This is a genomic window from Aeromonas sp. (assembly GCF_050252055.1).
GTDB lineage: Bacteria > Pseudomonadota > Gammaproteobacteria > Enterobacterales > Aeromonadaceae > Aeromonas > Aeromonas caviae.
Map to the genome: position 1 here is coordinate 438,336 of NZ_JBFWLQ010000002.1, position 25,639 is coordinate 463,974.

The 25,639-nt window shown below is 59.5% G+C and carries 24 protein-coding genes; 20 read left to right on the forward strand and 4 right to left on the reverse strand.

The window, feature by feature from the left end; all coding sequences use genetic code 11:
- Positions 1–152: 152 nt before the first annotated feature.
- On the reverse strand, positions 153–1,583 hold the full coding sequence (locus tag AB7E19_RS05610; RefSeq protein ID WP_214003245.1) for a methyl-accepting chemotaxis protein: 1,431 nt from the start codon (positions 1,581–1,583) through the stop codon (positions 153–155).
- A gap of 85 nt (positions 1,584–1,668) precedes the next feature.
- Between AB7E19_RS05610 and AB7E19_RS05615 the strand changes: the two genes are divergently transcribed.
- Positions 1,669–1,941 carry an acylphosphatase gene (locus tag AB7E19_RS05615; protein WP_010674727.1) on the forward strand — a complete coding sequence of 91 codons (273 nt, stop codon included), beginning with the start codon at positions 1,669–1,671 and terminating at the stop codon, positions 1,939–1,941.
- 12 nt (positions 1,942–1,953) lie between these two features.
- Positions 1,954–2,688: a CHAD domain-containing protein gene (locus AB7E19_RS05620; RefSeq protein ID WP_427934715.1), complete on the forward strand. Its 735-nt coding sequence runs from the start codon at positions 1,954–1,956 to the stop codon at positions 2,686–2,688.
- A 71-nt stretch (positions 2,689–2,759) separates the two neighbouring features.
- Here AB7E19_RS05620 and metG read toward each other — a convergent pair whose 3' ends face one another.
- The gene (metG, locus tag AB7E19_RS05625; protein WP_322131732.1) at positions 2,760–4,793 is read right to left on the reverse strand and encodes a methionine--tRNA ligase; all 2,034 of its coding nucleotides are present in this window, start codon (positions 4,791–4,793) and stop codon (positions 2,760–2,762) included.
- A gap of 185 nt (positions 4,794–4,978) precedes the next feature.
- Here metG and apbC point away from each other — a divergent pair, with 185 nt between their 5' ends.
- The 4 genes from apbC to AB7E19_RS05645 all read left to right on the forward strand — a co-directional run bounded on the left by apbC (position 4,979) and on the right by AB7E19_RS05645 (position 9,251).
- Positions 4,979–6,061 carry an iron-sulfur cluster carrier protein ApbC gene (apbC, locus tag AB7E19_RS05630; protein ID WP_113978935.1) on the forward strand — a complete coding sequence of 361 codons (1,083 nt, stop codon included), beginning with the start codon at positions 4,979–4,981 and terminating at the stop codon, positions 6,059–6,061.
- Positions 6,062–6,169: 108 nt separating this feature from the next.
- Positions 6,170–6,814 carry a uridine kinase gene (udk, locus tag AB7E19_RS05635; RefSeq protein ID WP_010674731.1) on the forward strand — a complete coding sequence of 215 codons (645 nt, stop codon included), beginning with the start codon at positions 6,170–6,172 and terminating at the stop codon, positions 6,812–6,814.
- 63 nt (positions 6,815–6,877) lie between these two features.
- Entirely contained in the window at positions 6,878–7,459 is a 582-nt protein-coding gene (dcd, locus tag AB7E19_RS05640) for a dCTP deaminase (protein WP_010674732.1), read from the forward strand.
- Between the two features lie 319 nt (positions 7,460–7,778).
- Positions 7,779–9,251 carry an inorganic phosphate transporter gene (locus tag AB7E19_RS05645; protein WP_029314527.1) on the forward strand — a complete coding sequence of 491 codons (1,473 nt, stop codon included), beginning with the start codon at positions 7,779–7,781 and terminating at the stop codon, positions 9,249–9,251.
- A 649-nt stretch (positions 9,252–9,900) separates the two neighbouring features.
- Here AB7E19_RS05645 and rne read toward each other — a convergent pair.
- Positions 9,901–13,023 carry a ribonuclease E gene (rne, locus tag AB7E19_RS05650; RefSeq protein WP_427934716.1) on the reverse strand — a complete coding sequence of 1,041 codons (3,123 nt, stop codon included), beginning with the start codon at positions 13,021–13,023 and terminating at the stop codon, positions 9,901–9,903.
- 414 nt (positions 13,024–13,437) lie between these two features.
- Between rne and rluC the strand changes: the two genes are divergently transcribed.
- Positions 13,438–14,382: a 23S rRNA pseudouridine(955/2504/2580) synthase RluC gene (rluC, locus tag AB7E19_RS05655; protein ID WP_010674735.1), complete on the forward strand. Its 945-nt coding sequence runs from the start codon at positions 13,438–13,440 to the stop codon at positions 14,380–14,382.
- Between the two features lie 52 nt (positions 14,383–14,434).
- On the opposite strand, the gene AB7E19_RS05660 is transcribed toward rluC, so the two are convergent.
- Positions 14,435–15,016, reverse strand: coding sequence for a Maf family protein (locus AB7E19_RS05660; RefSeq protein WP_201997132.1), 582 nt, complete (start codon positions 15,014–15,016; stop codon positions 14,435–14,437).
- A 183-nt stretch (positions 15,017–15,199) separates the two neighbouring features.
- Between AB7E19_RS05660 and AB7E19_RS05665 the strand changes: the two genes are divergently transcribed.
- The 13 genes from AB7E19_RS05665 to holB all read left to right on the forward strand — a co-directional run bounded on the left by AB7E19_RS05665 (position 15,200) and on the right by holB (position 25,634).
- Positions 15,200–15,829 carry an START domain-containing protein gene (locus tag AB7E19_RS05665; RefSeq protein WP_324034049.1) on the forward strand — a complete coding sequence of 210 codons (630 nt, stop codon included), beginning with the start codon at positions 15,200–15,202 and terminating at the stop codon, positions 15,827–15,829.
- 196 nt (positions 15,830–16,025) lie between these two features.
- Positions 16,026–16,547 carry a 23S rRNA accumulation protein YceD gene (yceD, locus tag AB7E19_RS05670; RefSeq protein ID WP_029314532.1) on the forward strand — a complete coding sequence of 174 codons (522 nt, stop codon included), beginning with the start codon at positions 16,026–16,028 and terminating at the stop codon, positions 16,545–16,547.
- A 20-nt stretch (positions 16,548–16,567) separates the two neighbouring features.
- Positions 16,568–16,735, forward strand: a complete 168-nt coding sequence (rpmF, locus tag AB7E19_RS05675; RefSeq protein ID WP_005300935.1) for a 50S ribosomal protein L32 — start codon at positions 16,568–16,570, stop codon at positions 16,733–16,735.
- 9 nt (positions 16,736–16,744) lie between these two features.
- Positions 16,745–17,764, forward strand: coding sequence for a phosphate acyltransferase PlsX (gene plsX / locus AB7E19_RS05680; protein ID WP_041215168.1), 1,020 nt, complete (start codon positions 16,745–16,747; stop codon positions 17,762–17,764).
- Between the two features lie 6 nt (positions 17,765–17,770).
- Entirely contained in the window at positions 17,771–18,730 is a 960-nt protein-coding gene (locus AB7E19_RS05685; RefSeq protein ID WP_010674740.1) for a beta-ketoacyl-ACP synthase III, read from the forward strand.
- A 66-nt stretch (positions 18,731–18,796) separates the two neighbouring features.
- Complete coding sequence (fabD, locus tag AB7E19_RS05690) at positions 18,797–19,732, forward strand: ACP S-malonyltransferase (protein ID WP_042017641.1); 936 nt, start codon at positions 18,797–18,799, stop codon at positions 19,730–19,732.
- Between the two features lie 13 nt (positions 19,733–19,745).
- A complete protein-coding gene (fabG, locus tag AB7E19_RS05695; RefSeq protein WP_427934717.1) occupies positions 19,746–20,480 on the forward strand; it encodes a 3-oxoacyl-ACP reductase FabG in 735 nt (244 codons plus the stop codon).
- Between the two features lie 157 nt (positions 20,481–20,637).
- Positions 20,638–20,874: an acyl carrier protein gene (gene acpP, locus AB7E19_RS05700; RefSeq protein ID WP_005300909.1), complete on the forward strand. Its 237-nt coding sequence runs from the start codon at positions 20,638–20,640 to the stop codon at positions 20,872–20,874.
- Between the two features lie 81 nt (positions 20,875–20,955).
- Positions 20,956–22,197 (forward strand): beta-ketoacyl-ACP synthase II, encoded by a 1,242-nt coding sequence (gene fabF / locus AB7E19_RS05705; protein ID WP_319862942.1) that lies wholly within the window; start codon positions 20,956–20,958, stop codon positions 22,195–22,197.
- A gap of 66 nt (positions 22,198–22,263) precedes the next feature.
- Entirely contained in the window at positions 22,264–23,070 is an 807-nt protein-coding gene (gene pabC / locus AB7E19_RS05710) for an aminodeoxychorismate lyase (protein WP_045524866.1), read from the forward strand.
- Positions 23,060–24,061 carry an endolytic transglycosylase MltG gene (mltG, locus tag AB7E19_RS05715; protein ID WP_042017642.1) on the forward strand — a complete coding sequence of 334 codons (1,002 nt, stop codon included), beginning with the start codon at positions 23,060–23,062 and terminating at the stop codon, positions 24,059–24,061. Before pabC ends, mltG begins: the two co-directional genes overlap by 11 nt.
- Positions 24,061–24,702, forward strand: a complete 642-nt coding sequence (gene tmk / locus AB7E19_RS05720) for a dTMP kinase (RefSeq protein ID WP_103260128.1) — start codon at positions 24,061–24,063, stop codon at positions 24,700–24,702. Before mltG ends, tmk begins: the two co-directional genes overlap by 1 nt.
- Positions 24,687–25,634, forward strand: a complete 948-nt coding sequence (gene holB, locus AB7E19_RS05725; protein ID WP_124243814.1) for a DNA polymerase III subunit delta' — start codon at positions 24,687–24,689, stop codon at positions 25,632–25,634. The genes tmk and holB overlap by 16 nt, the downstream gene beginning before the upstream one ends.
- Positions 25,635–25,639 lie beyond the last annotated feature (5 nt).

A 25,639-nucleotide genomic window follows, 5' to 3' on the forward strand; every position in this document is an offset into this window, starting at 1 on the left:
CATATAGTAGGGGCTGTGAGGGTAGGCACGCAAGCCGCGTCTACCGGGATCCGTGCATCCACACGTGGTCAGGGTCGGACGGGCTGTTTCGCGCGTCCCCAGCGCCTGGCCCAGACATGGCAGGCCATCTGGACGATGGCCTGCCGGAGTGGTCAGATCCGCAGGCCGGTGAGCGCCTGACCGAGTTCGCTGGCGGTTCCCTTGAGGCCGGTGGTGCCGGCGACCGCCGCGCTGGCGGACTCCTCCACCCGGCTTGCCTCGTGGCGCACCTTGTCGAGGTTGCGGGTGATCTCCTCGGCCACCGAACTCTGCTCTTCGCTGGAGGTGGCGATCTGGGTGCTCATCTCCAGCACCGCATCGCTGTGGTTGCTGAGCCGCTCGATGTCCATGCCCACCTCGGTGATGAGCTGCTGGCTGTCGGCCGCGCGCCCCACCGTCTTCTCCATGATGTCGTTCAGCGCCCCGGTACCGGCCTGGAGCTCCTCGATCATCTGCTGGATCTCCACCGTGGCCTGCTGGGTGCGGCTGGCGAGGGTGCGCACCTCGTCGGCCACCACCGCAAAGCCGCGTCCCTGTTCACCAGCCCGGGCGGCCTCAATGGCGGCGTTGAGGGCCAGCAGGTTGGTTTGCTGGGAGATGGCGTTGATGACGTTGACCACTTCGTTGATGCGATTGGCGTTGTGAGTCAGCCGCTCGACCGCGCCCGATGCATTGCCAATCTCGTCCGCCAGGGTGCGGATGGCGGTAATGGTGCGTGCCACCCGTTGTGCCCCGTGAGTCGCCTCGTCGCTGGACTGGCGGGTTTGCAGCAGGGTGTCGTTGGCGTTGCGGGCCACTTCCCGGATGGCGGCGGACATCTGCTCCATGGCGGCGGCAAGGGAGTCCATGTGCTGGCGCTGGGCGCGGGCAAGCTGCTCGCCGTCGCTGGCATGCTCGCGAAATTCGTCGGCGGCCAGGGTAAGGGCATCGGCGGACTCTTCCACCAGTTGCACTATCTTGTGCTGGCGGTCGGTGAAGGTGTCGATGCTGCCCGCCAGAATGGAGAACTCATCCCGCACCGGGAAGAAATTGAGCCGGAAGGTGAGATCGCCGTTCGCCACCGTCTGCAGTGCCTTGTTGGTGGAGTAGAGCGCCCCCGAGACAAAGGTCATCAGATAGTGGGTGATGAGGGCCAGCAGGGCGGCCAGCACCGCGATGATGGTCAGGGTAGTGCCCTGGCCATCCCAGAGGGCGTAGTGACTCGTATCCAGGGTGCCGGAGACGACGCCCGCCTGACCTGCGCTGGCGCCATAGCGATAGACGTTCCCCTGCTGGCTAAGGCCGGTGGCGGCGCCAGGCGTGAGTACGAGATCCGCAGGCAGGGTAAGGGTCGGCTGCTGGCTCACCAGCTGGGCTGTGGTCTCGACCCGCCCTTTGAGCTGATCCACTCTGAGCTGCATCGCCTGATCATGGCCGTCGGCCAGCAGATACCAGGTGAGGAAGGCGATGAACACTAAGGGGCACCAGAAGGTGATGAGAAATTTCTCGCTGATCGTGAGGTGAATGAGATAACGGTCAACCCACCGAAACTTTACTTCTTTCATAATGGTATTGCGTCCTGCAAGGGGAAGAGAGTGTCGCGCTCATTATCGCCCCGGGGAAAAATTACTTAAGGGAAAGGTGTGATAAATGGGAGAGCAATCGTTTGTCGTGCGGGTGTGGGGTCAGGTTCAGGGGGTGGGGTTTCGCTACTTCACCCGGGAGCGGGCGCTGCAACTGGGGCTGCGGGGGCATGCCTACAACCTGGAAGATGGTTCGGTGGAGATCCTGATTGCCGGTCCCGAACAGAAGGTTCAGATGATGCTGGGCTGGCTTGAGCACGGGCCCCGAACCGCCACCGTCACCCGAATGGAGTGCACCCAGGCGTTGCCACCCACCGGAACCGGTTTTCATACCAACTAGCCGGGAGGGTTCATGGGGGAGAGCGGGATTGCGCAGGCCAACCGGCTCGTTGGGCAATATCGGGGGGCGACCCTGGCACTGCGCCAGCACAAGGGGATGGAAGAGGTGCATGCCTACCGGATAGCGGCCCGTCGCCTGCTGGCGCTGCTCGCCCTGTGGCGACCCCTCATTCATGAGCCCGAGCTGGAGCTGCGATTGACCCGTGCTGTCGGCACGCTCTCCACCCTGCGCGATGCCCAGGTCTATGCGCAGCATCATGGTGGCTCGCTTCGGCAGAGCCGCTTGCCACGGGTCCCCCTGTTGACCGGCCCGCTGGCCCGTTGGCTGGCCCGACTGGAAGAGGTACCCGTCGGTGTCGATCTCTTGCCGCTGTTTCGGCTGCATCTGGCGCTGTCACTGTCGGATGCACTGGCGAAGACCACCTCCCTTCCTGTGGGCATCAGGGCGAAACTTCGGTGCTGGCACCGGCTGCGTCTGGTGCTGAAACAGGCGCGCTACGGGATGGAGCTGCTGACGGCACAGGGGGGAGGGGATCCGGCCTGGTTGTCCATGCTGGTGAGCTGGCAGGAGCGGCTTGGGCAATTGCAGGACAGGCGCCAATGGCTAAGACGCCTTGGGGGCGAAACGGGGCGAGGCCAGCAACGGCGAGCCCTGAAAACAGAGATCCGCTGCCAACTACTGCAACTGGATTGCCATCAGGCGGAGCTGGTCGGCCTTCGCATGGCATTGCTGCAGAGCGGGCAGTAAGCACCCCACAAGGTAAAAAAAGAGAGGCCATTGGCCTCTCTTTTTATTGGGACTGTCCGGGAAGGGGCGTATTACTTCACGCGCATGCCCGGCTGGGCACCTTCCTGGGGCTCGAGGATCCAGAGATCCTTGCCACCTGGACCTGCCGCCAGCACCATGCCTTCGGACATGCCAAAGCGCATCTTGCGCGGGGCCAGGTTGGCCACCATCACGGTCAGCTTGCCTTCCAGATCTTCCGGGTTGTAGGCGGACTTGATACCGGCAAACACCTGACGGGTTTCGCCGCCGATATCCAGCTGCAACTTCAGCAGCTTCTCGGCTTCCGGCACCGCTTCGGCTTTCTTGATCAGCGCCACCCGCAGGTCAATCTTGGCAAAGTCGTCGTAGGTGATGGTCTCGCTGATGGGATCGTCCACCAGGGGGCCTGCCGGCTTCTTGCTCTGCTCCTTGGCGAGATCTTCCTTGGACGCTTCCACCATGGCATCCACCTTGGCGGACTCGATGCGGGAGAAGAGCGCCTTGAAGGGAGCGACGCCGTGGTCGACCAGAGGGGCGGCGATGCCGTCCCAGGTCAGGGTTTCGCCAAGGAAGGCTTCGGCGCGCTCGGCCAGCTGCGGCATGACGGGCTTCAAGTAGGCCATCAGCACGCGGAACAGGTTGATGCCGACGGAGCAGACGGCTTGCAGCTCGGCATCCTCCCCTTCCTGCTTGGCGATGACCCAGGGAGCCTTGTCGTCCACATAGCGGTTGGCCTTGTCGGCCAGGGCCATGATCTCGCGGATGGCGCGGCTGAATTCGCGCGCTTCATAGGCTTCGGCGATGCTGGCGCTGGCGCTGGCAAACTCGGCGTAGAGTGCGGGCTCGGCGCAGGTGGTGGCCAGCTTGCCGTCAAAACGCTTGGCGATAAAGCCGGCGTTGCGAGAGGCCAGGTTGACCAGCTTGTTGACCACGTCGGCGTTGACGCGGGAGACGAAGTCTTCGAGGTTCAAGTCCAGATCGTCGATGCGGCTGTTGAGCTTGGCGGCGTAGTAGTAACGCAGGCACTCCGGGTCCAGGTGCTTGAGATAGGTGGACGCCTTGATGAAGGTGCCTTTGGACTTGGACATTTTGGCGCCGTTGACGGTCACATAGCCGTGCACGTTGACCTTGGTCGGCTTGCGGAAGTTCGCGCCTTCCAGCATGGCCGGCCAGAACAGGCAGTGGAAGTAGGCGATGTCCTTGCCGATGAAGTGATAGAGCTCGGCGTCGGAGTCCGCTTTCCAGTAGCTGTCGAAGTCGATGTCGCCGCGCTTGTTGCACAGGTTCTTGAACGACGCCATGTAGCCGATGGGGGCGTCCAGCCAGACATAGAAGTATTTGCCGGGGGCACCGGGAATTTCGAAGCCGAAGTAGGGGGCGTCACGGGTGATGTCCCACTGCTGTAGGCCGCTTTCGAACCACTCTTGCATCTTGTTGGCCATCTCTTCCTGGATGGCGCCGGAGCCGCGTACCCAGTCGGCGAGCCAGGCTTCGAACTGGGGCAGGTCGAAGAAGTAGTGCTCTGAGTCCTTCATCACCGGGGTTGCACCGGAGACGGCGGATTTCGGATCAATCAGCTCGGTCGGGCTGTAGGTGGCGCCGCAAGCGTCGCAGTTGTCACCGTACTGATCGGGGGACTTGCACTTGGGGCAGGTGCCCTTGACGAAGCGATCCGGCAGGAACATGGATTTTTCCGGATCGAACAGTTGAGAGATGGTGCGGATCTTGATTTTGCCGGACTCTTTGAGGCGGCCATAGATCACGCCCGCCAGCTCGCGGTTCTCGTCGCTGTGGGTGGAGTGGTAGTTGTCGAAGCTGATGTTGAAACCGGCAAAATCCCCCTGGTGCTCCTGGGAGACGGCGGCAATCATCTCTTCCGGCGAGATCCCCATCTGCTGAGCCTTGAGCATGATGGGCGTACCGTGGGCATCGTCGGCACAGACGAAATGCACCTGATGGCCACGCATTCGCTGATAACGAACCCAGATATCGGCCTGGATGTGTTCCAGCATGTGGCCGAGATGGATGGAGCCGTTGGCATAGGGGAGGGCGCAGGTTACCAGCATTCTACGAGGATCAGTTGCCATAATACGTTCTTTATGTGCCTGTTGGGATGATACAGTGCCGTGCATGTTACCCGAATTGGGGGCGGCCTGCCTAGGGTTGTGGCCCCCGGTGCCCTGACTGGCGGCATCACGATGACGTCGGCAAGCCACTGATTTATGTGCGGTAACCGTTCACCTCAGCATAACGACAACATAATGGGGAGTTAATGGTGATTGATTCAGTAAAACAGATCCTGGCCGAATTTAAGCCGGCAGGATGGGGCAAGGATCTGGTCGCGGCCGGTTTTGTGCGTTCCGTCGAGCGGCACGAACAGACCCTGGCCATCACGCTGGTGCTGCCCTTTGCCGGCCAGTCCCTGTTTGAACAGATCAAAGAGGAGTTCGATTCCCGGCTGCGCAGCGCAACCGGCGCGACCCGCATCGACTGGACGGGGGAGATAGACGTGGCCAGCATGCCCCGCGCGCAGCAACTGGCGGCGGTGCAGGGGATCCGCAATATCCTGGTGGTTGCCTCCGGCAAGGGAGGGGTGGGCAAGTCCACTACCGCGGTCAACCTGGCGCTGGCGCTGCAAAAAGAGGGGGCGCGGGTCGCCCTGCTGGATGCGGACATCTATGGCCCCTCCATCCCGACCATGACGGGGACCCTCAAGGAGCGCCCTGTCAGCTTTGATGGCAAGTTGATGGAGCCGGTGATGGCCTGCGGCATCAAGAGCAACAGCATCGGTTATCTGGTGGCCGAGCAGGATGCCACCATCTGGCGCGGTCCCATGGCGAGCAAGGCTCTCGGGCAGATCCTGCACGAGACCCGCTGGGGCGAGGTGGACTACCTGGTGGTGGACATGCCCCCGGGCACTGGCGATATCCAGCTGACGTTGGCCCAGCAGGTGCCCACCACGGCGGCGGTGATCGTCACGACGCCCCAGGATGTGGCGCTGGCAGATGCCCGCAAAGGGATTGCCATGTTCAACAAGGTCAATGTGCCTGTGCTTGGCATCGTCGAGAACATGAGTTACCACGTCTGCAGTGCCTGCGGGCATCACGAGCCGTTGTTCGGTACCGGCGGTGGCCAGAAGATGGCGGAGCAGTATCACGTGGCGCTGCTTGGTCAGTTGCCGCTGCATATCGACATTCGCCAGCACATGGATGACGGCTGCCCCACCGTGTTCGGTGCGCCGGATGGCGAGCTGTCACAGACTTACCTGAAACTGGCTCGCCGGGTAGGAGCCGAGCTCTATTTCAGCGCAAAACCGATTGCGACCCCGCTCTACACGGTGGCGCTGGACGAATAATCGGCGTTCGGCCAAGGGGGACGGATTTGGGGTGGGCATGGCCACCCCTTTTTCATATAATGGATCGGTTTAAACAATCCCCAGTGCTCTTCTCTTTAGGTATTTTCAATGTCTGATACTCAACATTCCTGCGTGATCATCGGTATTGCTGGTGCATCCGCGTCCGGCAAGAGTCTTATCGCCCAAACCATCTATGAAGAGCTGGTGGCCGAGCTGGGAGCGGGTCAGATTGGTGTGATCACCGAGGATTGCTACTACCGTGATCAGACCCACCTGACCATGGAAGAGCGGGTCAAGACCAACTATGACCACCCCAATGCCCTGGATCACGATCTGCTGGTGCAGCATCTGACCCAGCTGACGCAAGGGGAGGCGGTCAACATCCCCCAGTACTCCTATACCGAGCACACGCGCATGACCGAGGTCACTACCTTTGCACCGCGCCGTGTCATCATCCTCGAAGGGATACTGCTGTTGACTGACAGCCGCCTGCGCGAACTGATGGACGCCTCCATCTTCATGGATACCCCGCTCGACATCTGTTTGCTGCGCCGTCTGGTGCGCGATGTGCAGGAGCGCGGTCGTACCATGGACTCCGTGCTCAAGCAGTATCAGAAGACTGTGCGTCCCATGTTCATGCAGTTCATCGACCCGTCCAAGCAGTATGCCGACGTGATCGTGCCCCGTGGTGGCAAGAACCGCATCGCCATCGACATGCTCAAGGCGCGTATCCGCCATATGTTGATTGGTTGAGAGAAAACAAGCCGGGTGATGCCCGGCTTTTTTTAATGAATCTTTTGTCAGGAGAGTCGCAGAATGCGTCTTTGTGATACCGATATCGAACGGCACCTGGATGAAGGCAAGATCGTCATCGAGCCGCGGCCCGGTGTTGAGCGGATCAGCGGCGTCAGCGTCGATGTGCTGCTGGGCAACGAGTTTCGGGTGTTTCGCGATCATACCGCGCCTTACATCGACCTTGGCGGTACCAGTGCCGAGATGGCCGATGCCATCGAGCGGGTGATGAGCGAGGAGATCCACGTGCCGGACGGTGAAGCCTTCTATCTGCATCCGGGTCAGCTGGCGCTGGCGGTGACCTATGAATCGGTTACCTTGCCCGCCGATATCGTCGGCTGGCTGGATGGTCGCTCCTCCCTGGCGCGCCTGGGCCTTATGGTGCACGTCACCGCCCACCGCATCGATCCGGGCTGGTCCGGTCGCATCGTGCTGGAGTTTTACAACGGCGGCAAGTTGCCTCTGGCCCTGCGTCCCAAGATGAAGATCGGTGCCCTGAACTTCGAGATGCTGTCAGGTACCGCGGCTCGCCCGTACAACAAACGGGAAAATGCCAAATACAAGAGTCAGCAAGGGGCTGTGGCCAGCCGGATCAACCAGGATTGATCCCCGCACCGTGCGGCTTGTCTATCGAGGAGGGTGCCAAGGCACCCTCTTTTTTATCTGACAAAAGGAAACGGGCGTGCCGAGCGGGTTGAAGGCAGCCTTTTTCGGGACATTGAGCCATACTCCGGCTTTGATTGGCGCCTATCCACAGCAATGGAATGGACTTAAATTAATCCTCGACAAGCCCCGTTCCTACAGGCCCTAAGACATTTTCTGACGGAATGCCCTTTTTTTTTTTTGCTGAAATATTTCAACAACGGGTATGGCGCATCGAGCCTTCTGGCATAATCCGCCGCAACTCATAAACAGGTTCGTTTTTATGTTTGAAATGTTTAGTGGTTTGGGTTTGTGGTGGTCAATCGGTTTGGTATTGGCCGTTTTTTTTGTGCTGGCCTATGAATTCATCAACGGCTTTCACGATACCGCCAACGCGGTAGCAACGGTTATCTATACCAAGGCGATGCCGGCTCATATGGCGGTGGTGGCTTCCGGTCTGTTCAATTTCGCCGGTGTCATGCTGGGTGGATTGGGGGTGGCCTACGCCATCGTTCATCTGCTGCCCATCGATCTGCTGCTTGGCATGGACTCCACCCAGGGTCTGATCATGGTGTTCTCCCTGCTGTTCTCGGCCATCGTCTGGAACCTGGGAACCTGGTACTTCGGCATTCCGGCATCCAGCTCCCACACCCTGATCGGTTCCATCCTGGGGGTAGGCGGTGCCTATGCCCTGATCAGCCATCAACCCCTGAAAGAGGGTATCAACGTCGGCAAAGCCATCGACATCATGCTCTCTCTCATCATCTCTCCCACTGTGGGCTTCATCATTGCCGCCTTGCTGCTGTTCGCCATGAAGCGCGTATGGCTTGGCAGCAAGATCCACAAGACCCCGGAAGAGCGCCTGCTGGTGGACGGCAAGAAGCATCCACCGTTCTGGGCCCGTGTCACTCTGATTTGCTCCGCAATGGGGGTGAGCTTCGTGCACGGCTCCAACGATGGTCAGAAAGGCATCGGTCTGGTGATGCTGGTGCTGATCTGCATGGCGCCTGCCTATTTTGCGCTGGACATGAACAGCCGCTCCTATGATCTGGACAGAACCCAGGATGCCAACCAGCGCATCATGGAGATCTACCAGCGTAACCAGGATCAGGTCTCCCATCTGGTGAACTTCAGTGTGCCTGCCAAAGCCCAGGAAGAGCTGATGAGCCACTGTGCGGCTGGGGAGGCCCTGCAGGCCATGGCGACCCTCGACAAGCGTCTGGGCCAGGTGCGCACCTACGAGGAGATGAACCTGGTGGATCGCCGCGAGGTGCGTCGTCTGCTGCTGTGCATCGACGACACTGCCCGCAAGGTCTCCAAACTGCCGCTGCCGGCCAAGGAGCTGACCGATCTCGCCAAATGGCGCAAGGATCTGACCGCCACGGCTGAATATGCGCCGACCTGGGTCATCGTGTCCATCGCCCTGGCGCTCGGTTGCGGTACCATGGTGGGCTGGCGTCGTATCGTCTACACGGTAGGGGAGAAGATCGGTTCCTCCGGCATGACCTACAGCCAGGGCATTGCAGCCCAGATCACGGCCGCCGCGTCCATCGGGATTGCGAGTCTGACCGGGATGCCGGTGTCCACCACCCACATTCTCTCCTCTGCGGTAGCGGGGACCATGGTGGCCAACAAGTCCGGCCTGCAGAGCCAGACCATCAAGACCATTCTGCTGGCCTGGGTGCTGACATTGCCGCTCACCATGCTGCTCTCCGGCGGTCTCTTCCTGCTGAACAACCATCTCTTTGGCGGATAAGCGCGACAGTCATTGGAAATGAAACAAGGGCCTTCGGGCCCTTTTTTGTTGCCTGGTGAATGTCACGTCATACGGCAATAGTTCAATGAGTAATAGCTGTATGCCATCAGACAAGAAGTTGAATGACATTATCTATCACCTCTTTGGCTTCTCTACATCCCTGAGCCACTCGTTGTGCACAGTGAGGGGAACCTGCCTGTGTGACGCCTTGTTACGAGCCGACCCTTGCACGTGAAGCTGAAGGGAGGGCGTTCAACGGGTCTATGATCCTCACCAGAAATGATGAGAGTGAAGAGTGCCACAGGTTGCCCTATGTCTGGCATTCCCGTTCAACCTGGGTTGTCTCAGCCACCACTGAACACACCGACTGTGAACCAAAGGGGAACGCTGCCAGACTGTTTGCCAATGGCTTCATATGCTGTCAATGCACGGACCCTGTCGACAAAGCAGAGCATGTCGTGATGCTTTGTCAGAGATGAATCATCTGTTAGGGGAGTGAATCACATCTTGCGTGGACAGGAGAGCACCAGGGAAAGTGGCGGATATCGAACGGGCAGGGGGGGGGAGAGCAAGGCGATGTCAGCCCCAAAAAAGAGACAAAAAAAGAGCCACACATTGTGTGGCTCTTTATTCAGACTAACGAGTCTGCTCAGGGGCGACCGGCCGGGCTGGTTGCCACGTTGCTGGCAGCGGTGCTGCCACCGTGGCGACCGGAGGTCACGACTTCACTGCGTACCAGGGGAGCGTACTCCACGGGTTCACGGGGTGTCGGGGCAGGAGCTGCAGCCGGCGTTGCCATGGGGGCATAAGCCTTGCGGGCACGGGCCAATACACCGGCACCCTTGCTGACCTTCACTTCGGGGCTGGTTGCTGGCTCGGTTTGCACCACGGCAGCCGGCATCTCGACGACCTCCGCCTCGGCGGTGGCCGTCTCCTCAGCGATCACGACAGGTGCCGCTTCAGCAACCGGTGCAACCTCTTCTGGAATGGCCTCAACTTGTTGGGTCTGCTCGACAGCGTCGATCACGGCGACAGGTTTGTCATGAGAGGCGGTGTCGACGATAGGTTCGACCATCTCGGGTTCGACAACTGCCACTTCGGCGACGGGTTCAGCGTCTGCTTGCGCAACCTGCTCAACTTCGTCAGTGGAGGGCGCGTCCACAGCCTGGGCTGCCAGTGCTTGCTCTGCCGCTTCCTCAGCAACGGCTTCAGCCACCACGTGTTCGGTTAGTGCGGCGGAGGCCTGCAGGGCGGCAGCAACCGCTTCTGCGCTCGGAATGGTGATGACAGGCACAACCGGTTCTTCCACCTTTACCTGAGCCGCATCGGCTTGGGCAGCTGCAGTCAGCTGCACTTCACCTTGTGCTTCGTCTTCACGCTGGCCACGAGCCTCTTCGTTGATGCGCTTGCGACGTTGCCCTTCGATGCGCTGATTGCGCGGGGTACGGCGGGAACGACGCTGACCTTCGCCTTGCTCTTCTTGTTGCTCAGCAGCGGCGGCTTGCACGTCAGTCGGCAGGGCAGGGGTGTCGGTCGCGGCGACATCGACACGGATCTGCTTGCGCAGTTGGCGACGTTCGCGGCGCTCGGCCACTTTTTGCTCTTTTTCCTGACGCGGTTCAGCGCTGGCGACCGCAGTATCAACGGTATCAACCGCTTCGACGCTCACCTCGGCACGGGGTTCGCGGGGGGCGCGAGGTTCACGAGCCGGACGCGGGGCACGAGGTTCGCGCTCCTGGCGGGGTTCGCGAGGCTCACGCTCCATGCGCTGTTCGGTGCGCACTTCGCCACGGGGTTCCCGTTCCTGGCGCGGTTCCCGCTCTTGACGAGGCTCACGCTCTTTGCGCGGGCGACGATTGCGATCACTGCTCTCGCGGCTGGCTGCGCCTTCACGCTTCTCGCCGGCCTCGGCATTGCGACTGCCGCGGTTGTCATCGCGACGGCCACGTTGACCACGGCTGCGGGATTCATCGCGCTGGTGACGGTGCCCGTCATCCTTGCGAGCTTCGCGCTGGGCGGCCGGTTTGTCGGCAGGCGCCTTCACCTCGGCCGGAGCCGCATCGGAGGAGGCACCGAACAGGCCGGAGAAGGCCTTGGCCAGCTTGCCAAAGAAGCCGACTTGTTCTGCAACCGGAGCGGGAGTCGCAACAGGAGCCGGGGCGGTGGGCGCAACCGGCTGGGGAGCCGGGGCAAACCCTTGCAGCAGCGGCTGTTCGCGCTCGACTACCTGAGCCTGGCGCGGCTGATAGACCGGCTTGGCAATCTCGGTTTTGAGCTCGTAGCTGGCCGCTTCCGGGATCTCGTTCTGACGGATGCGGGTCACTTCGTAGTGCGGGGTTTCCAGATGCTGGTTCGGAATGATGTAGACACGCACATCATTGCGCTGTTCCAGATTGGCGATGGAGGTACGCTTCTCGTTGAGCAGATAGGCGGCCACATCGACCGGCACCTGGGCATGAACCTGCTCGGTGTTGTCCTTCATGGCCTCTTCTTCGATGAGACGCAGGATGGACAGGGCGAGGGATTCGTTGTCACGGATGACCCCCTGCCCCTGGCAACGGGGGCAGATATGGCTGCTGGACTCGTTGAGGGAGGGACGCAGACGCTGGCGAGACATCTCCAGCAGACCGAAACGGGAGATACGGCCCAGCTGGATACGGGCACGATCCTGATGCACCGCTTCACGCAGACGGTTTTCCACTTCGCGCTGATGGCGAACCGGGGTCATGTCGATGAAGTCGATGACAATCAGGCCACCCAGGTCACGCAGGCGCAGCTGGCGGGCAATCTCGTCTGCTGCTTCCAGGTTGGTCTGCAGGGCGGTCTCTTCGATATCGCCGCCCTTGGTGGCGCGGGAGGAGTTGATATCGATGGAGGTCAGTGCTTCGGTCGGGTCGATGACGATGCTGCCGCCGGAGGGCAGGCGCACTTCGCGCTGGAAGGCCGATTCGATCTGGCTCTCGATCTGGAAGTGGTTGAACAGGGCGACATCGCCCTTGTACAGCTTCACGCGATTGAGAAAATCGGGACGGACCAGCTCGATATGCGACTTGGCGCGCTCGAAGATGACCGGGTTGTCGATCAGGATCTCGCCCACATCGCGACGCAGATAGTCACGGATGGCGCGCACGATGACGTTGCTTTCCTGGTGAATGAGCACCGGAGCGGAACGTTGTTGTGACGCCTTGTGGATGGAGTCCCAGTGATTGAGCAGAACGTTCAGATCCCACTCCAGCTCTTCCGGGGACTTGCCCACACCGGCGGTGCGCACGATGAGGCCCATGCCGTCCGGCACGGTCAGTCCGCTCAGGGCTTCCTTCAGCTCGGTCCGCTCGTCACCCTCGATGCGACGGGAGATGCCGCCGGCACGAGGGTTGTTCGGCATCAGCACCAGGTAGCTGCCAGCCAGACTGATGAAGGTGGTGAGGGCTGCACCCTTGGTACCACGCTCTTCCTTGTCGATCTGGACAATGACTTCCTGGCCTTCGCGGACCACTTCTTTGATGTTGGGACGACCCTGATAGGAGTAACCGGAGGGGAAGTAATTGCGGGCGATTTCCTTTAACGGCAGGAAACCGTGGCGTTCGGCGCCATAGTCAACAAAAGCAGCTTCGAGACTGGGTTCTACTCGGGTGATTTTGCCCTTGTAAATGTTCGCTTTTTTCTGCTCGTGTCCCGGACTTTCAATATCCAAATCGTAGAGCTGTTGTCCGTCAACCAGCGCTACGCGCAACTCTTCTTCCTGAGTCGCGTTGATTAGCATTCTTTTCATTGAGTTCTCATTATTTTGTCATTTTGATTCCTCCACTGGGTCCTGCCGGCGCCGGCCTCGGGTCTTCAGCATGCTGGGGCAACCTCCCGGTTGGGGTATGCATGAGGCGCAAACTAAGGGCACTCTGGTTCAGCCTTCTCGAGAGGGCGTGAATTAAGGATACCGATGTGGAGACAATTTACGTCGGCTCTGTTTGTGTTCTCCATGCGTTGTACCTCGCACCCGGGAACCGTCATGTTCTTGTATACACGGTGTTTCGGGATTGGGTGGCATACATTTTGGCCACTTAGTACAAGGCTTGAACACAATGACAAAACCTTGTTTATTATCCCATTTAAACCACTTTTATAGCAAGACGCCATTTTTTAACAAAGCATGGAGCCAAGGGCTGTCTGCGGTGTTAAAATCCGCGCCATGACACAGATACATCAACAAGTGCAGCTGCTCACCATCGAAGCTGAGCATGACGGGCAGCGCATCGACAATTTTCTCAAGACTCAGTTAAAGGGCGTCCCCAAGAGCCTGATTTATCGCATCCTTCGAAAAGGGGAGGTGCGGGTCAACAAGAAGCGCATCAAACCGGAATACAAGCTTTGTGCCGGAGATGAGGTGCGGGTGCCCCCCGTGCGTGTGGCCGAGAAGAATGAGTTGCCTTCTGCCAACCTCGGCAGCATCCAGCGTCTGGAGAGCCAGATCCTGTTTGAAGACGACGCCATGATAGTGCTCAACAAGCCGTCCGGCATGGCAGTGCACGGCGGCAGCGGACTCAGTTTTGGCGTCATCGAAGGGCTGCGTGCCCTGCGCCCCGAAGCCCGTTTCCTCGAACTGGTGCACCGGCTGGATCGCGACACCTCCGGCGTGCTGCTGGTTGCCAAGAAGCGCAGTGCCCTGCGGAGCCTGCACGAGCAGCTGCGGGTCAAAACCATGCGCAAGCAGTATCTGGCGCTGGTGCGCGGCCAGTGGCAACCCCACGTCAAGGTGGTCAATGCGCCACTTCGCAAAAATGATCTGCAATCCGGTGAGCGGGTGGTGCGGGTCAGCAGCGATGGCAAACCCTCCGAGACCCGGTTTCGGATTGCCCGTCAGTTTGCCGAGGCCACCCTGGTCGAGTGCAGCCCCATCACTGGCCGTACTCACCAGATCCGTGTCCACACCCAGCACGCCGGCCATCCCATCGCCTGCGATGACAAATATGGTGAGACCGGGTTTGATGAAAAAATGCGAGGGCAGGGGCTAAAGCGTCTGTTCCTGCACGCCTGGAAGCTCACCTTTACTCATCCGGTGGATGAGCGGGAGATGCAGGTGGAAGCGCCATTGTCACCGGAGCTTGAGGCGTTTCTCGCCAAGCTGCCACGCTGACAACCATGAAAAACGGGAGCCAAGGCTCCCGTTTTTCATGGCAGAGTTCTTGTTATGGCAGAGCCAGGCCGTGGCGACCCAGGAGATCAACCAAGCCTATCAGGGGAAGACCGACAAGGGCGTTGGGATCGCGCCCCTCCAGCGCCTTGAACAAGACGATGCCCATTCCCTCGCATTTGAAGCTGCCGGCACAATCCAGAGGACGTTCGGCCTCCACATAGCGACGGATGGCTGCTTCGTCGAGCGAGCGAAAATGCACGGTGAAAGGCTCGACGAGCTGCTCGGCATGGCCATTCGCAGCATTGATCACACAGAGCCCGGTGTAAAAGATGACGCGCTTGCCTTGTGCCCGCAGCAACTGCTCGACCGCCTTCTCCACCGTGCCGGGCTTGCCGAGGATCTGCCCGTCACAGACGCACACCTGATCTGAACCGATGATCAATCCTTGATCACGGTCAGTAGCAACGGCATTCGCCTTGGCAAATGCCAATCTGCTGACCAGGGCTTCTGCGGTCTCCCCGTGTCGCGCTGTCTCATCGACTTGAGGCGCAGCACAGTGAAATGGCTGACCGAGTTTTTCCAGCAAGGTTTTGCGGTAGGACGAGGTGGACGCGAGGATCAAGGAAGGCTGCATGTTTTGATGATATCCATTTATAAATCAATTGGTTGATTCTATCTGTGCAGATGGGGCCACGCAAACAGGAGATGTCTACAGCGGGACTCGCCTAATTAGCGGGAAGCATGCATGCTGATGGAACCACAGCACAAACACAAGAGATCGGAATTGAGCGTGATGACACGATATGCGGCCTTGGTCATGGCACTGATCTCCTTCGCCAGCTGGGCAGGGACATGGCAACTTCGTCAGGGGGATGAGGGGGTGATGCTTTGGACCCAGCCACATCCTCCGACCTCTTTTCAGGCCTTACGTCTGGAGATGCGCGTGAATGCCGATCCTGGCGCGCTGATCACGGTGCTGCGCAACACGGCGCGCCATGAAGAGTGGTTGCCCCAGAGCCGTGAAGTCAGGGTGCTGGCCAGATCTGGTCCCGACGATGATCTGGTCTATACCCGCCTGGCGTCTCCCTGGCCGGTGCAAGACAGGGAGCTCATCACCCGCTCTCATTTGAGTCGACGCATCGATTGCGGCCTGACTCTCGAGGTGTGGGCAGAGCCGAATGCCCTGCCATTGCATGCAGGGCTGTTCCGGATCCAGGAAAGCGCTGGACGGTGGGAGGCGCTACCCCAACGGGATGGCAGCACACTCGTTCGGCTCGAAACCTATACCAACCCGGGCAACAACTTGCCGGGCTGGCTGGTCAATCCCATTGCCATCAAGGCTGCCGTGGGCAGTTTCAAAGCCATACGCCGACTGATGGAAGCCGAGCCCAGAGTGGCTGCGACACCAGGCCTGCTGGGGAGAGACCCGCGCTGTTCTGCCACCTGATGAGACACCAAGGAGCACATCCGGTGGACAGACAGGGGAGGGGAACAGGATCCTGTGCCAGATCCTGCACGATATGGCATAATCGGCCACCGATGAGCACAAGTTCCTCTTGCAGGGGCCTGTGAAGGTAAAATCATCGGCGGTAAGGACTTTTTCCTTTGACTATCCCTTGTTGGACCTATAATATTCGCGCCCTATGCAAAAGGTGAAGTTGCCCGTTAAGGTTGATCCAGTCCGTAATGCCTTGAAGCTACTCGATTATGTCGGGATAGTGGAAAAGTCGCAGATGCCCAGGCTGGAGGAATCAACCGAAGGCTTGCGAAGTGATGTGGATGTCACACTGCACTTTGGCAAAGATGTCCAGAAGTTGACCGTTATGAAAGGCACTGCCCATGCCAAGGTCGACCTGGTTTGCCAGCGTTGTGGTGAGACGTTTGAACACCTTTGTGAAGCTAGTTTTATTTACACTCCGCTGTTCGAAAGAACAAACGAGGAAGAACTGCCGGAAGCTTATGAGCCCATTGAGTTGGACGAAAACGGCGAGATAGATCTTCATCAAATCCTGGAGGATGAACTCATCCTCTCGTTGCCTCAGGTAGCCATGCATCCGGTGGATGTGTGTCCCAGAGGAAACATGGAGATGACCTGGGGTGAAATCGAACCTGCTGATGAGCGGCCGAATCCCTTTGCAGTTCTTGAAGCGCTCAAACGTAAGTGAATTTTAGGAGTTAGCCTACCATGGCCGTACAACAGAACCGTAAAACCCGCGCCAAGCGTGGCATGCGTCGTTCCCACGATGCGCTGACCACCGCTGCCCTGACTGTTGATCAGACCAGTGGCGAAATTCATCGTCGTCACCACGTGACTGCCGATGGTTTCTACCGCGGTAAAAAGGTAATCGCTTAAGGATTGCCTTTGTCTACGCAAACTGTCGCGCTAGACATAATGGGGGGAGATATCGGCCCCTCGGAAACAGTGCCTGCCGCCGTGCAGGCACTGTCTCTTCTACCCCAGCTAAAACTTGTTCTGGTCGGTGATCAACACCAGACCGCCCCTCTTCTGCAGCAACATGGCTTGCTCAACCACCCTCGCGTTCGTCTCGTGCATGCCTCCCAGGTCGTGGGCATGGGCGAAAAGCCTATCGTGGCGCTGCGTACCCTGAAAGACTCCTCCATGCGCGTGACCCTGGATCTGGTCAAAAGCGGCGCTGCCGATGCCTGTGTCAGTGCCGGCAACACCGGTGCCTTGATGGCCATGGCCAAGTGCGTGCTCAAATCCTTGCCCGGTGTTGACCGGCCAGCCCTCATCAAGGCGCTGCCCACATTGGGTGGAAAACGGACCGTGATGCTGGATCTGGGTGCGAACGTGAGCTGCGATGCCGACACCCTGCTGCAATTTGCCGTGATGGGCGCCGTAGTCGCAGAGAAGGTGGAGGGGATACCTTCACCCAGAGTGGCACTGCTCAACGTGGGGGAGGAGGAGATCAAGGGCAACGACCTGGTGCGCCACAGCGCCGAGTTGCTGCGCCAATGCTCCGCCCTGAATTTTGTCGGTTTCATTGAGGGGGACAGGATCTTCAGCGGCGAGTGCGACGTGATCGTCTGCGACGGTTTCGTGGGCAACGTGGCGCTCAAGACCGCGGAGGGGGTGGTGCGGATGATGGCCGAACTGGCCGGATATCCGCGCAAAAAACGCAGTTTTCTTGGTCGACTCGCCGGATTTATGTTCAAACGGCGTTTCTCTTACCTGAACCCCGACCAGTATAATGGCGCGAGTCTGTTAGGATTGCGCGGCATTGTGGTAAAAAGCCATGGGCGGGCCGAGCGCCGCGCTCTGTGTCATGCGATTCTGCTGGCCGCACAAGAAGCCAGACATCAACTTCCATTGCAAATTGCAGATCGCCTTGAATCTGTCTTTTCCGACAGGGATTTATAAAACTCTATGCATAGCAAAATTCTGGGTACTGGCAGTTATCTGCCGAGTTCGGTTCGTACCAACGCCGATCTTGAACAGATGGTTGAAACCAGTGACGAATGGATCGTGGAACGCACCGGGATCCGTGAACGCCGTATCGCCGGAGCCGACGAAACCGTCGCGACCCTTTCTCATCAGGCGGCCTTGCGTGCGCTTGATGCGGCAGGTCTGACTGCCGCCGATCTGGACATGATAGTGCTGGCCACTACCAGCGCAGAGAATGCCTTCCCAGCTGCTGCCTGTGAACTGCAGGGGCTGCTTGACGTACCGGGGATCCCGGCGTTTGACGTAGCCGCCGCTTGTGCCGGCTTTACATATGCTCTCGCCATCGCCGATCAGTTCGTCAAATCCGGCGCTGCTCGCCACGTGCTGGTTGTCGGTGCGGACGTGCTGTCACGCATGTGCGATCCCGAGGATCGCGGCACCATCATCCTGTTCGGGGATGGGGCAGGGGCCGTGGTCATCGGTGCCAGCGACACGCCGGGCATCCTCTCCACCCATCTGCATGCCGATGGCCGTTATGGCGAGCTGCTCAAACTGCCGCAGCCCCGTCGCGGCATGCCGGGTGCTGAGCTCGAAGCCTACATGTACATGAAGGGCAACGATGTCTTCAAGGTGGCGGTGACACGCCTTAGCGAGATCGTGACCGAAACCCTGGCTGCGGCCAACGTCGAGCCGAGCGAGCTGGACTGGCTGGTGCCCCATCAAGCCAACTTCCGCATCATCAATGCCACCGCGAAGAAACTCGGCATGGGGCTCGACAAGGTGATCCTGACCCTGGATCGTCATGGCAATACCTCCGCGGCCTCCGTGCCCATCGCCTTCGATGAAGGGGTGCGCGATGGTCGTATCAAACCCGGCCAGCTGGTCCTGCTGGAAGCCTTCGGCGGCGGTTTTGCCTGGGGCTCTGCGCTGGTTCGCCTCTGATACCGAGCGGTGCCCGGTCCTCGGGCGCCCGCTTACCGAATTCGTCTTACCTTAAAGGAATCAATGATGACCCGATTTGCCATTGCCTTCCCGGGACAAGGCTCCCAGAGCGTCGGCATGCTGGCCGAGCTGGCCGAGCAACACGCCGTGATTAAAGAGACCTTCGCCGAGGCGAGCCAGGTGCTGGGTTATGACCTGTTTGCCCTGGTGATGGCAGGCCCGGCCGAGGATCTGAACAAGACCTGGCGTACCCAGCCCGCGCTGTTGACCGCCTCGGTCGCGCTGTGGCGCCTGTGGCAACAGCAAGGCGGGGCAACCCCTGCCGTGATGGCCGGCCACAGCCTGGGGGAATACTCCGCCCTGGTGTGCAGCGGCGCGCTGGCGTTTGCTGATGCAGTCAAACTGGTCGAGCTGCGTGGCCTGGCCATGCAGGAAGCCGTACCGGAAGGCACTGGCGCCATGGCTGCCATCATCGGTCTGGACAACGAAAGCATCGCTGCCAACTGTGAGAAAGCGGCCCAGGGGCAGGTGGTCTCTCCGGTCAACTTCAACTCTCCGGGCCAGGTGGTCATCGCCGGCCACAAAGAGGCGGTCGAACGTGCCAACGTGCTGATGAAAGAGTCAGGCGCCAAGCGTGCCCTGCCGCTGCCGGTCTCCGTGCCCTCCCACTGCGCCCTGATGAAACCGGCCGCAGAAAAGCTGGCCGCCGCCCTGGATGGGATCGAGATCAAGGTTCCCGCCATCGCCGTCATCAATAATGTCGACGTCTCTTGTGAGCAGGATCCTGCCGCCATCAAGCAAGCCTTGGTGCGTCAGCTGTTCAGCCCGGTTCGCTGGACTGAAACGGTAGAGCGCATGGCAAACGACGGTGTTACCCTCGAGATCGAGATGGGCCCGGGCAAGGTATTGACCGGCCTGGCCAAGCGTATCGATGCGCGAGTGGAAGGTATTCACGCCAACGACGCCGCCTCGTTCGAGCAGGCGCTGGCCCAGATCAAGTAAACAGGAGCAAGTCATGAGTTTTACCGATAAGGTTGTGTTGGTCACTGGCGCCAGCCGTGGCATTGGTCGTGCGATTGCGGAGATGTTTGCTGCTCGTGGCGCCAAAGTCGTGGGGACCGCGACCAGCGAGAGCGGTGCCGAGGCGATCAGTGCTTACCTGGGTGAACAAGGCTGCGGCATGGCACTGAACGTGACCAGTCAGGAATCTATCGAAACCGTCTTCGCCGCCATCAAGGCGCGTTTTGGCGACATCGACATCCTGATCAACAACGCCGGCATCACCCGCGACAACCTGCTGATGCGGATGAAGGATGACGAGTGGAACGAGATCATCGACACCAATCTCACCTCCCTGTACCGTCTGAGCAAGCCGGCATTGCGTGCCATGATGAAGAAGCGTAACGGTCGCATCATCAGCATCGGTTCCGTGGTCGGCACCATGGGCAACGCCGGTCAGGTCAACTATGCTGCTGCCAAGGCTGGTCTGGTTGGCTTTACCAAGTCGCTGGCCCGTGAAGTGGCATCCCGTGGCATCACGGTGAATGCGGTTGCTCCCGGTTTCATCGAGACCGACATGACCAAGGCGCTCAATGAAGAGCAGCGCGCCGGCATCATGAATCAGGTGCCTGCCGCCCGTTTGGGCGATCCGAAAGAAATTGCTGCCGCTGTGGTATTCTTGGCATCGGATGATGCCGCCTATATTACCGGCGAAACCCTGCATGTTAATGGCGGGATGTACATGGTGTAATCAATTTGTCGTGAGTTCTGTTCAAATTTGCGATAATACGCCGAAGTTTGGCGAATTTCGTGGTTTGACCAGCGGCAAGTCACTTGCAAACTCACGTCAATTGAATACACTACCCCAACCAGACGCAATAGCGTATTTTTAAAGGAAAATTCAGGTCATGAGCAACATCGAAGAACGCGTAAAGAAAATCATCATCGAACAACTGGGTGTTAAAGAAGAAGACGTGAAGAACGCTGCCTCCTTCGTCGACGACCTGGGCGCTGACTCTTTGGATACCGTTGAACTGGTAATGGCGCTGGAAGAAGAATTCGATACCGAAATTCCTGATGAAGAAGCCGAGAAGATCACCACTGTTCAAGCGGCTATCGACTACATCACCGCTAATCAGGAATAAGTTCCTGTTCTGAAAGAAGCGGCCCAAGGGCCGCTTCTTTTATGTTTACCCCTTTCAAAACACCTCTCGGAGACTACCTCAGTGTCAAAACGCAGAGTCGTGGTGACCGGCTTGGGGATGCTTTCCCCGGTAGGCAACACTGCCGAATCCAGCTGGCAAGCCTTGCTTAAAGGGCAGAGCGGCATTTCCCTCATCGACCACTTTGATGCAAGCGAGTTCGCAACCCGTTTCGCAGGCCTGGTCAAGGATTTCGACCCCGAAGAGTTCGGCATTAACCGCAAAGAAGCCCGCAAGATGGATCTCTTCATCCAGTACGGCGTGGCGGCGGGTGTCCAGGCCCTGGAAGATTCCGGCCTGGTCATCAACGAAGAGAACGCGGAGCGGGTAGGCGTTGCCATCGGCTCCGGTATCGGCGGTCTGGGGCTGATTGAGCAAAACCACAGCAGCCTCATCAACGGCGGCCCCCGCAAGCTGAGCCCTTTCTTCGTTCCGTCCACCATCATCAATATGGTGTCCGGTCATCTTTCCATCATGAAAGGCATGCAGGGGCCGAACATCGCCGTGACTACCGCCTGTACCACGGGTACCCATGCCATCGGCATGGCTGGCCGGATGATTGCCTATGGCGATGCGGACGTGATGGTCGCCGGTGGTGCCGAGAAAGCCTCCACCCCCATGGGCATGGGCGGCTTTGCCGCTGCCAAGGCGCTCTCCACCCGAAATGACGAACCACAGAAGGCGAGCCGCCCCTGGGACAAGGATCGCGACGGTTTCGTGCTGGGCGACGGTGCCGGCGTGCTGGTGCTGGAAGAGTATGAACATGCCAAGGCCCGCGGCGCCAAGATCTATGCCGAGCTGGTCGGCTTTGGCATGAGCGGGGATGCCTATCACATGACGGCTCCTCCCTCGGACGGCGATGGTGGCGCACGCGCCATGAAGAACGCCATCAAGGATGCTGGCATCGCACCCGAGCAGATCGGTTACATAAATGCCCACGGTACCTCTACCCCCCTTGGGGATGTGGCAGAGCTGCGCGGCATGAAGAAGGTGTTTGGTGACCATGCCAGCGCCCTGATGGTCAGCTCCACCAAGTCCATGACAGGCCACCTGTTGGGTGCGGCTGGCGCCATCGAGGCGATCATCACCGTGCTCTCTCTACGTGACCAGATGGTGCCTCCCACCATCAACCTGGACAACCCGGATGATGAGTGCGACCTGGATCTAGTGCCGCATGTTGCCAAGGCCGGCAGCTTCGAATATGCCCTCTCCAATTCCTTCGGTTTTGGCGGCACCAATGGCTCCCTGATCTTCAAACGCGTATAATTCGCTCTGGGCGAATGATAAGGCCCGATACGGCAGTATCGGGCCTTTTTTATCGGAGGGATCCCCTTGCTGATTAATGGAATACCCACAGAAACACTGTCAGCCAGGGATCGTGGACTGGCATACGGTGATGGTCATTTCACCACCATGCTGGTGAGGGAAGGGAAGGTACTCTGGTGGCAGGACCATCTGGCCCGGCTGCAACATGCCAACGCCCGGCTTGGTTTTGGCGAGCACTCCTGGGACCTGCTTGCCGACGAGGCGGCGCAGCTGGCTTCTGGGCAGACACAGGCTGTCGTCAAGATAATGCTGACCCGGGGCGCCGGTGGGCGGGGATATGACGGCGCAGGCTGTGACACGCCCACTCGCATCGTCTCTTTGGCACCTTATCCTGAGCATTATCATGATTGGCAGCAAACCGGCATCAATGCCCTGGTATGCCAGCAGCAGCTTGGGGACAGTCCCATGCTCGCCGGTCTCAAGACGCTGGGGCGCCTCGAACAAGTGATGCTGAAGCGCGAACTTGCTGCGCGCGGCGGGGTCGAAGGTATAGTCTTGAACAGCCGGGGATTTCTGGTAGAAGGGGTCAGCGCCAATCTGTTTTGGCGTCGCGGCAGGACGGTGTTCACACCGGATCTCACCCGCGCCGGGATCGATGGCATCATGCGCAAGCGCGTGATGACGATGCTTAAACAGATGGGCATTGAACTGCGTGTCGTCGAGGCTCCATTGGAGTCACTCTGGCAGGCGGAAGAAGTCTGGCTGACCAATACCCTGATGGGCATAGTCCCGGTCACCCGCATCGGGGATATGCACTATCCCAGCCCGGTATTGATCCGCCGTTTACAGGAGCGCTTGGTCATTGAAGTTTAATCGGCTTTACACCCTGCTCGCGGGGGCGGCACTCTCTGTCGCCGTTGCCGGAGGGTACGTGTATCACAAGTGGCAACAGGTGGAGACGCTCACCAACAAGGGGCCAACCCGCCTCTTTACCGTCGAAAAAGGCGCCCATGCGGCGCGCCTGATTGCCGAACTGGGGGAGGGGGAAACCAGCCCCTGGGCGGTGCGCCTCTGGTTGCGCGGTCATCCCGAACTGGTGGCCATCAAGTCCGGTACCTATGAAATCAAGGAAGGGGCGCCGCTCAAGGAGACTCTCTCTCTCTTTGCTTCCGGCAAGGAGTTTCACTTCAGCCTGACCTTTGTCGAAGGGTCCCGATTTGAGGATTGGCTGAAGCAACTTTCCAGCGCCCCCTATCTGGAGCGCCTGACTCTGGAGCAGAGCGAAACCGAGCTGGCTCAGGAACTCGGCATCGAAAATGGCAAGCTGGAGGGGTGGTTCCTGCCAGAAACCTACGCCTATACCACTCATGCCAGCGATCTTTCCATTCTGCGCCGCGCCTATCAGGACATGAAAACGTTCCTGGAGGCTTCCTGGGAGAAGCGTCAGGCCAATCTGCCCTACAAGACACCCTATGAGGCGCTCATCATGGCCTCCATCATCGAAAAAGAGACGGGCCAACCGGATGAACGGGCCCAGATTGCTTCTGTGTTCGTCAACCGTCTACGCCTTGGCATGAAGTTGCAGACCGACCCTACCGTCATCTACGGGGTGAAGGACAGATACGATGGCAACATTCGCCGCAGCGATTTGACCGACGTGAACCCCTACAACACCTATGTGATCGACGGTCTGCCTCCGACGCCCATCGCCATGCCGGGCAAGGCCTCCATCGAGGCGGCGCTCAACCCCAAATCGACCGACTATCTCTACTTCGTTGCCAAGGGGGGCGGTGCCCACTACTTCTCCAAGACCCTCGATGAACACAATCGGGCGGTGCGTGAATACATATTGAAGAAACCCTAATGTCTAAATTTATCGTGATTGAAGGATTGGAAGGGGCAGGGAAGAGCTCTGCGGTGCGCTATGTCACCGACTATCTGCAAGCCCACGGAGTGGCGCGGATCGAGTGCACCCGGGAACCGGGCGGCACGCCGCTGGCGGAACGCATGCGGGCCATCGTCAAGGAAGTACACGACGAGCGCCTGACCGTCGAGGCCGAGCTGCTGTTGATGTACGCCTCCCGGGTACAACTGGTGGAGACCCGGATCAAGCCGGCCCTGGCAGACGGCATCTGGGTAGTGGGCGATCGCCACGATCTTTCCTCTCAGGCCTATCAGGGGGGTGGCCGCGGCATCGATGCGAACCTCATCGGCGCCATCAAACGGGCGGTCCTCGGGGATTTCAAGCCGGATCTGACGCTCTATCTGGACATTGATCCTGCCATCGGCCTGCAGCGGGCCCGCCATCGCGGCGAGCTGGACAGGATTGAGCTGGAGCAGATCGGCTTCTTTGAACGTACCCGCCTGCGTTACCTCGAGTTGGCGGCCGCCGATGATTCCATCCAGGTCATCGATGCCGGATTGCCCCCGGCGCAAGTCAAAGCCGCCATCGAGGCAGCCCTTGAGCATTATCTGGCAAGCGAGGGGCTATGTATCCCTGGCTGATCCCGGATTGGCATGCCTTGAGCGAGACGGCCCGGGCCGGACGGCTCGGCCACGCCTGGTTGCTGCTAGGAGATCCTGGTCTTGGCAAGGAGCAGCTTGCAGAACGACTGGCGCGACTGCACCTGTGTCAGCATCCACAACGAGGTGAGCCCTGCGGTCAGTGCCACTCCTGCCAGCTTTTTGAGAAGGGGCATCACCCGGATCTTGGCACCCTGGGGCCCGAGGGCAAGACCATAGGTGTCGAAGCCATCCGGGAGATTTGCAGCCGTCTCCAGAGCACGTCCCAGCTCGGTCGCGGCAAGGTGGTGATCATTCAGGAGGCGGAGCGCATGACAGAGTCTGCCGCCAATGCTTTGCTGAAGACGCTGGAAGAGCCGGCTGGCGACAGTCTGTTGCTGCTCATCGCATCCCGGGTATCTCGCCTGCTCCCCACCATCTTGAGCCGTTGTCACAAGCATGTCTGCCAGCTCCCCTCTGAGGGGGAGACCCTTGCCTGGCTCGCCGAGCAGGGCCATCAGGCCACCCAGGCCCAGGTGCGGATCTGCCAGGGTGCGCCGCTGCGGGTGCTGAGCTACATCGAAGCACAGCAAGATGATGCCAGACGGGCATTGCTCGACGGATTTGTCTCGCTAGCATCGGCCCCCACCCGTGCGGCGAATGTCTGCGCCCAGTTGGCCGAGGATAATCAGGTCCGGCTGCACTGGTTGCAGCTCTTCCTGTGCGATGCCCTCAAGCTTCAGGCTGGCTGCGGTCATCATCAACTGGCGATGCCGGATCTTGCATCACTCAGCCAGCAACTGGCAGAGAAACACTCCAGCGAACGGCTCCTGGAAGCTGAACAGCAGCTGGTTGTGCTGAAAGAGGCTTGTCAGCCAGGACAGCTTTCCAATCCCACCATCCATTTGATGAACTGGCTCAATCGCTGGTTATAAACAAG